Annotated in this window: 7 protein-coding genes and 1 pseudogene; all 8 read right to left on the bottom strand. The window is 72.4% G+C overall.

Translation table 11 applies throughout. The annotated features are described in order from the left end of the window. A pseudogene (locus ABZ896_RS51650) lies at nt 1-1937 on the bottom strand (hypothetical protein); the annotation flags it as partial. Nucleotides 1938-2060: 123 nt separating this feature from the next. Next, entirely contained in the window at nt 2061-2264 is a 204-nt protein-coding gene (locus ABZ896_RS51645) for a hypothetical protein (protein WP_360946137.1), read from the bottom strand. After that, entirely contained in the window at nt 2261-2821 is a 561-nt protein-coding gene (locus tag ABZ896_RS51640; protein WP_360946134.1) for a hypothetical protein, read from the bottom strand. Before ABZ896_RS51640 ends, ABZ896_RS51645 begins: the two co-directional genes overlap by 4 nt. Before the next feature lie 138 nt (nt 2822-2959). After that, nucleotides 2960-4726, bottom strand: a complete 1767-nt coding sequence (locus ABZ896_RS51635; RefSeq protein WP_360946131.1) for a DUF2637 domain-containing protein — start codon at nt 4724-4726, stop codon at nt 2960-2962. A 319-nt stretch (nt 4727-5045) separates the two neighbouring features. After that, on the bottom strand, nt 5046-5237 hold the full coding sequence (locus ABZ896_RS51630) for a DUF5999 family protein (RefSeq protein WP_360946140.1): 192 nt from the start codon (nt 5235-5237) through the stop codon (nt 5046-5048). A 180-nt stretch (nt 5238-5417) separates the two neighbouring features. Continuing rightward, nucleotides 5418-5744 (bottom strand): WhiB family transcriptional regulator, encoded by a 327-nt coding sequence (locus ABZ896_RS51625; protein ID WP_360946128.1) that lies wholly within the window; start codon nt 5742-5744, stop codon nt 5418-5420. A gap of 164 nt (nt 5745-5908) precedes the next feature. Next, a complete protein-coding gene (locus ABZ896_RS51620; RefSeq protein WP_360946125.1) occupies nt 5909-6097 on the bottom strand; it encodes a hypothetical protein in 189 nt (62 codons plus the stop codon). Between the two features lie 82 nt (nt 6098-6179). Then, complete coding sequence (locus ABZ896_RS51615) at nt 6180-6344, bottom strand: hypothetical protein (RefSeq protein ID WP_360946122.1); 165 nt, start codon at nt 6342-6344, stop codon at nt 6180-6182. Between the last annotated feature and the right edge of the window lie 186 nt (nt 6345-6530).

Raw genomic sequence — 6530 nt, 5'->3', positions numbered from 1 at the left:
GCCGTTCGCCGTGGCCGTCTGCCCCTGCTCGACCTCGGTCGCGGTACGGAAGGAGTCGCCGGGGTGACCGGCGGGGCGGTCGGCTTCGGCGGCACGGTCGGCGCCGTGGCCGCCCCGGCCGGGGCCGGGCTGGGCACCGGGACGGGACGCGTCCGCATCCGGGCGCGCTTGCGGGCCCGGGCCTTGGCGGTGTTCCAGCTGCCGCCCTTGGCCGGTGCCGTCGCCGCCGGACCGGCGGGCTTGGTCGCGGTCGGACCGGCGGGCTTGGTGCCCGCGGCCGCCGTGGTCTTCGAACCCGACTTCTTCTTCGGCTTCTTGACCTTGACCTTCGTCATCACCGGGGACAGCTTCTTGCGGCGCCGCTTGAGGCGCTTCTCCGCCGTCTCGTGGATCGCCTCGCCCAGCGTCGTACGGCCGCGCGCCGCCGACTTCATGGCCCCGAGGACCTTCCGGCTGTACTCGCGCTTGAAGCGGCGGCACTTGCGGCAGCGGCAGCCGTACTTGTCCGTCGCCGCGAACGTGCCGTGCGCGATCCCCGGCGTGAGCGTGACCTTCTTGCCCTTGCGGGACTTCCCGCCCGGCGCCTTGTGTACGGGACCGACCGGGCCCGTGCCGCCGCGCTTGGACGACTTCTTGCCCTTCTTGCCGCCGCCCTTGCCGGGCGCCGTCGTGCCGGAGCCGCCGGGGCCGGTCTTGCCCGGGCCCTTCGACTTCGCCTTCGGACCGGTGCCGGAGGTGGTGGTGCCAGGCTTCTTGCGCAGGATCCCGGACGGGCCGGTCGTCCCGCGCGGTGACTTCTTCGTCCCGCTCTTGGGTCCCGTGGTCGTGCCGGGGCCCTTCGAGCCGGCCGTGCCCGTCCCGGCCCCGGTGCCCGAGCCCTTGCCGGGGCTCTTGCTGCCGGGTCCGGTCTTGCCGGTGCCCGAGCCGGAGGCGCCGGGCCCCCGCTTCGTACCCGTCCCGCCGGCGGAACCGCCAGGGCCGGTGCCGCCTGGGCCGCGCCTGCGGTTCGTGCTCGAACCGCCACCGGCCGACCCGGACCCCGAGCCGCCGGGACCCCGCTTCCTCCCGCCGCCGCCTCCGCTGCTGCCGCCCGGGCCTCCCGAACCGCCAGAGCCGGACGAACCCGGGCCGCGGTTGTTCTTCTTCAGGCTCAGGCCGGGGCCGCCGCTCTGCGACGTGCGCCGGGGCGAGTTGACCCCGGAACCCTTGCCGCCCGAGCCGGACCCGGAGCCGCCTGCGCGCCCGCCCCGGCCACCGCCGGAACCGCCGCCTGAGCCGCCGGGCGACCTGGTCGTCGGCGCGGTGCGCCTGCCACCGCCCGAGCCGCTGTACGGGCCGCTGCCGCCCCGTGAGGACCTGCCGGGACCGGTGCCGCCGGAGCGGCCTGCCGGGCCGCCAGGGCCGGACTGGAGGGACTTGCGGCCCCATTCGTGGCTGGGCTGCACCTGCTTCTTCGACCCGCTCCCGGAGGAGCCGTCCTTGCCCGTGGACGCGGTCTTCGCGACCGCCTCACGCTGCTCCCGCGACTCCCGCCGTCCGGCGATGGCGCTGTGAATGCCGCGCATCGCGGCCACCGACACCGCGAGGATCGCGGCCAGCGACAGCGCGCCCAGGCGCGGTGCGGCGGGCTGCGCGGTCTCGGAACGGAACGTCGCCGGGACCGTCTGCGTGGTCGGCGCGGGGGCCGGATCCGCCTCCGCATCACCGGTGAACGGGGCCCCCAGGCCGGGTTCGGCGAGGGCCGTCAGGGTGTCCAGCGGAGACGTCCTGGTCGCGAGTGCAAACGGTTCGGGGGAGTCCTCGGAGTCGTCGGCGGGGGCCGCGAACGGCACATCGGCGGGGCCCGGATCGGGCGTCTCCGGAGGGGTTGCGGCGGGCTCGGTGTAGCCCACGCGGGGGAAGTGGATCAAGTTGTTGGGGCCGTCGTCGTCGGCCATGACGTCTCCCTCTCGGAGTTGACAGACGGTCACCGCCCGGGGCACCCTCGCGCGCGCACGACACGCGCGCACATTGGGGGCCGCCGGGCGGCGAGGTAGGAGCGGTGAGGAAGAAGAACTTCGTCACCCTCCGTTGCGCTTGTAGAAGTCGTGCAGCGTCGCGGTGAGCGCGCGCCACAGGTCGGGCTTGCCGTCGCGTTCGGCCTGGCGGGCCAGGGTCCGGCACGCGTCGTACCAGACCCCGGCTCGCTCCTGGTCGTTGCTGGCCTCCGCGATCCGCGCGTTCCAGTGCTTCGCACGGTTTTGCGTCTGCCGAGGCGTCGTCAACGCTGCTGTCCTCCGTTCGGGAAGTAGTCGTTGATCGTGCTCGTCGGGGCGGCGTGGTCACCGCCGGAGGCCATCGGCCACTGCCCCCAGGGGCTGTCGGGGGAGACGAACTCCGCCGGCCGCGCCTGGGGAATCTGGCCCGGAACCTGCTGGGTCGGGCCGCCGGTCAGCGACGTCACCGACTTCTCCAGGGACTTCGCGACCGCCGCACCGGCGGCCGCCTGGCGGTTCTGCTTGCGCTCAGCCTTCCGGGCCGCCGCCACCGCCCGGCGCTGAGGGAGCTCCAGGACCTCGTTCCTGTAGGTCGCGTACAGCGCCTCCGCCGAACTCGCCGCGCCCTCGGATGCCTTCTGCATGGCCTTGACCTGCCGCGACACCTTCCAGGCCCGGAGCTTCCTGGACATCCAGCGGTCGCCGTCGATCTTCTCGTTCTCCAGTCGGCGGCGGATGATGTCGGCGATCTGCCCGTACTGCTGGGCGTCCTTCATGTGCTGGTCGCGCATCTGCGCGGTGAAGGCCCGCAGGCCCTCATCCGTGAACAGCTGGTTGATATCCATGAGCTGGGGTTTCTCCTTCTCGGGGCCGGGGGGATCTGGCAGGGTTTGGGGTGGCGTTTCGGCGCCTTCACCGCGTTCCCGAGGCGCTGACTTCGTCTCGGGAGCCGGTGGAACCGTCGAACAGCTCGTTTGTGCAGGTCACTGCTCCGGGCGGTAGCCGCCGGCGAGCAGTTCGGCCGCCTCCTGGCGGTACTTCGAGGCCGTGTCCGTGGAGGACACCGCTGTCTCGCGCTGGACGTCGGCGATCGAGACCACCCGGCACAGCGCGGGGTGGATTTCGTCCAGACCGAGGCCGGCCATCACCAGGCCGCCCGCGAGCGCCATGCGCGCGACCTTGCGGACCGCCCGCTCGCGCGGGAGCAGCTTCGCGGCGTCCTCGATTTCGACCGCGCGCCGCTCGACTTCGGCAGCGGCGAGCCGCGTTTCGGCAGCGGCGAGTTCGGCTTCGGCCTCACGCTTGCGGGCTGCCTGCGTGTTCGCGTCGGCGGTCGCGATGCGCTCGGCTTCCTGTGCCGCCAGCCGGTCAGCTTCGGCAGCGCGGCGGCGCGTTTCGGCAGCGGCCTTCTCTGTTTCGGCAGCAGCCGCGTCCGCTTCGGCCGTGGCCTTGCGGGCTTCGGCGATACGCTCCGTCTCGATCGCCTGAGCCTCCGCCGCGGCGACCCGGTCGGCCTCCGCCGCGAGCCTCCGCTTATCCGCCGCCTGGCGCTCCAGCTCGGCTGTCTCCAGATCGGCGGCGGCCTTCGCCTGACGCTCCTGGGCCTCCTTGTGCTCCGCCTCCGCCTCGCGGGCTCGGGCTTCGGCGACGACGGCCGTCTGCAGTGCCGCTTCCTCCAGCTCAGCGGCCCGCTCTGCGGCGCTGACCTGGGCTCGGGCGTGTGCGCGGGCCTGGCCGGTCTGGCCGTCGACCTCAGCGCGGACCGCCTCCACCTTGCCCTTGGCGCGCAGGCGCTCGGCTTCGGACTCCGCCTTGGCGACCTCGCTGCGCGTCTCCGCGTCCAGGCGCCGCCGCTCGGCTTCCTCCTCACGCTCCTGAGCTGCCTGTTCCTGCTCATCGGGCATGGCCAGGGACTCCGCGACGGTGTAGCCGTAGGGGGCCATCGTCATCGGCAGCAGCTCATCCTCGGACGCCTTGGACAAGTCGCCGTCGTGCTTGCGCTTGAGCCACAGCTCGTAGGCGATGAGCTCCTGGTCGCGGCGGATCATTTCCGGGTAGGAGGTGATGCCCCATAGCCGCATGCGGCGGAAGATCCGGGGCGTCGCCACCGGGGCGAGGATCCACCGAAGCCACGGGATCGAGTCCCGTTCGGCCTGGTCAGGGCGGACCATGCGGTCGATCGAGGTGCGCCCGATCTCCACGACCGTGATGAAGAGGATCGGCACGACGCCGTGGGCGCCGGCGGCGACGTAGTCGAGCAGCCTCCATGCCCCTTCCGGGGCGCCGGACGCTGCGTTGAGGACGACCGTCGCACTCGTCAGCAGCCACACCGGGTAGCGAATCCAGTTGATGGGGCGCTTGAGCCAGGCCATCAGCAGGTCGACCGCGATCATCACCATGATGCCGACGTCGACGCCGACCGCGAACAGCTGACCCTTGCCCAGCGTGCCGAAGCGGAGCTCCTTGTAGGCGAAGTCCGCGACATGCTCGAAGGACAGGTACAGGCCGATGCCCGCGAGAGCGAGCGCGGCGATCACGATCGCTCCGGCCGTCCACTTCTGGGTGCCGGTCAGCTTCGCCGGGGAGTCTTCCGTTCCGATTCCGCTTTCTGCGTCCGAAGCGGATTCCGGCGCGTCCGAAACGGTGCCGGGCGTTCCCGAAACCGGCTTGGGCGTTCCCGAAACGGCGGCCGGTGAAGCCGAGTCGGGGGTGGGGTCGGCCGCGGTTCGCGGCCAGTCGGTGATCGTCATGAGGGCCTCCGGAGTGAGTCGTTCAGGGTGTGGGCGAAACGGTGGGGGCCGCTCCCGAAACGCGGGCGGCTGCTCCCGAAACGGCGGTCGGCGGAGCCGAAGTAGACCCCGAGGGGCCGTTGCCTTCCCGGAGCGGGCCACGCTGAAAATCCGGTCGCCCGTGGTGCGGGCGGCGGGTCCAGGGGAGTGCTGGGGGGCGGGCTCGAAACTGTCCGTGGCTCCCGCCGGGCGGGAGCGAAACGGGACTGTCCGACTCCCCGTCACCGCCCGATCCGGTCCGCCGTGGTGCGGCGGCCGGCGCGAGCGGATCAGGCAGCCGTCAGGCCGTGATCGCGAGGGGACGGTGCGGGTCGATGACCCGGCCGTCGGGGAACAGCTCGCCGGTGTCGTCGAAGACCAGCACGGCGTTGCACAGCAGGCTCCAGCCCTGCTCCGGGTGGCTGGCCACGACGCGGGCAGCTTCCGCCGCCGGGCTGGAGGCCGACGGGCAGTGCGGCGTGTGCGTGCACAGCGAGCCCGGCAGCCGAGTGGCGCTGGCGTCGGTCGTCGCGGTGTCGAGCTGGGTGATCGTCGTGCCCATCAGGGCCTCCCTGGGCTGTCGGTCCGGGCTGTCCGGCTCCCCGTCACCGCCCGTCCCGGCCGCCAAGGTTCAGCGGGCGGCGCGGGCGGATCAGGCAGCCGTCAGACCAGATCAGGAGGCGTTGCGGGCCTGGCGGGCGGCGCGGCGCTTGATCCGGCGGCGGTCGTCCTCGGACATGCCGCCCGAGACGCCGTGCGTCTGGCCGGTCTCCAGCGACCAGGCCGCGCACCTCTCCAGCACGGGGCACCTGCGGCACACCGCTTTGGCCTCATCAATCTGCAGGAGAGCCGGGCCGGTGTTGCCGATGGGGAAGAACAGCTCGGGGTCCTCCTGGGCGCAGGCGCCGCGGACCCGCCAGTTGCTGTTGACCGGCAGGGCAGCGGAGGGAGCCTGAGCGGCGCGCGTCGCCTGGAGGGTCTGTGCGATGGTGGACTTCATAAGGGCCTCCCGATAGGTCCGTTGCGTACGAGACAGCCCCAGGGCGGCCACCCTGGGGCTGTTGGCGTGTCGGCGGCGGCCGGATGGGCCGGAGCGGGGTGATCCCGACGCTCTCCGCCGGCCCCGCCCCGGTGAGGGGCGGAGACGACGGGCAATGCCGGAGGTCAGCGGCGCTGCTGCTTCTGCCTGGCCTGGTAGGCGTCCTGGAGCCGGGCGAGGCGCTCGTGGAACGGCGCCCCGGCCACGCAGTCCTGACCGTTCTGGCAGGCCTCGCAGTTGTTGGTGTGTTCGAGGGAGTCCTCGAACGCCTTCATGTAGCGGACGTACAGGTCGTCCGTCGGCGGCTTGGTCATCGGCGGTTGTTCTCCGACCGCTTGTTCTGCTCCGCGTTCTTCCGCGAGAGCTCCGCGCGCTCCGCGTCGGTCAGGCTGGTGATCACGCCGCCACCTCCCAACCGGCACGCGCCGGGGCGACGTTGGGCAGAAGCACCAGGGCGACGTCGACGCGGACGGCGTCCTCGGGCTCGTAGCCCTTGGAGTCGTCCTCTTTCTCGATGTCGTCGATGATTCCGGCCGTCGGCCGCAGCATCGTGCGTGTCATGCTGTTCTGCATCAGGTCCTCCGAGTCAGGTCCTGGACAGCTCCCGGGCCGCAATCCCAAGGGCTGTCGCGATCACTCCCCAATTGGGGAGTTGACTGCTTGTACGAGCAGCCACGGCCCCGGCCGACCCGCTCGTGCACGCGTCTCACGCCCATCCCGATCCGCCCGCAGGCACCGTCGGATCGA

The sequence above is a fragment of the Streptomyces sp. NPDC047072 genome (assembly GCF_040643855.1).
In the GTDB taxonomy this organism is placed as follows: Bacteria; Actinomycetota; Actinomycetes; order Streptomycetales; family Streptomycetaceae; genus Streptomyces.
Note: the sequence above shows the minus strand (reverse complement) of the source record. Positions and strands in the feature narration are given on the sequence as shown.